Source organism: Enterococcus sp. 3C7_DIV0644 (genome assembly GCF_002141235.1).
GTDB lineage: Bacteria > Bacillota > Bacilli > Lactobacillales > Enterococcaceae > Enterococcus_D > Enterococcus_D entomosocium.
In genome coordinates this window covers 1-1,015 of the sequence record NZ_NGLK01000006.1, presented here as the reverse complement: position 1 = coordinate 1,015, position 1,015 = coordinate 1, and the positions used below count along the sequence as shown (strand labels likewise).

The 1,015-nt window shown below is 32.4% G+C and carries 1 protein-coding gene; it reads left to right on the top strand.

The features are described from left to right. Positions 1–561: 561 nt before the first annotated feature. On the top strand, positions 562–1,015 hold a 454-nt coding region (locus A5877_RS17025; RefSeq protein WP_217809925.1), incomplete at its 3' end, for a hypothetical protein.

The window sequence follows — 1,015 nt, the reverse complement described above, 5'->3', positions numbered from 1 at the left end:
ATGGGGATTACCCGCAATGGGTCGTTGATTCAGAAGCCGATCAAGGCGGGTATTATGAAGACTTGCTCGTACCGAATTATCGCATCGTCTTACGCCTGTCTCTTATACACATCTAGATGTGTATAAGAGACAGGATCAAGGCGGGTATTATGAAGACTTGCTCGTACCGAATTATCGCATCGTCTTACGCTTTGTTCCACGATATACACATCTAGATGTGTATAAGAGACAGTTTGAGTATATAATTACCAAATAGTGGTCTATTTATGTAATAGTATAGAAAAGAATCTCTTGAAAAAGGAGTGGAGTGGATGAGAGAGCTGCAATTGGCCTTCATCAGCAACCGCACAACCTGTCTCTTATACACATCTAGATGTGTATAAGAGACAGATATTGTTCAACCTATTGATAAAGTTTCCAATCCTTACAAAAAATTTAGTAATCATTCTGAAAAACAATTTTTCTTTTGTAAGAAAGACACAGCTAAAAAGAATTTTATATTCTGTTATTGATAATCATCTTCACCTGAGAAGTGACGAAGAAATAATTTGGATAATTTGGATGTTCAAATCGTTAGGACTTTCTATGTCAATAGATTATATAAAAAAAATACTAAGATCTGAAAATTGGATAGCTATTATTATTTTGCTGGATATATTGGCTGAGAGAAAAAAAGAAATCGGTATTAAACGAGAATTATCAAAATTTAGAGAAAAATTCAAAGAAGAATACTTTGTTGGAGATGCTGAAGAAAATATGAATAGTGAAGTTTGGCTTATAGCGTATGAAATAGACTTTCATAGATGGTTAAACACTGGTGGAAATGAAAATGAAAAATTTGTTGAAGCTCGAAAAAGCCCTTTTTTTAAAGAGCTAAGAAAAAGAAATATTTCTTTTTATGATTCAAATTATCAGTATGAAATAATTGCTCAAGGTATTTTGCAAAATAACAATACACATCTAGATGTGTATAAGAGACAGCTTTCAAGGCTATTAAATATATATTGGGTATTTG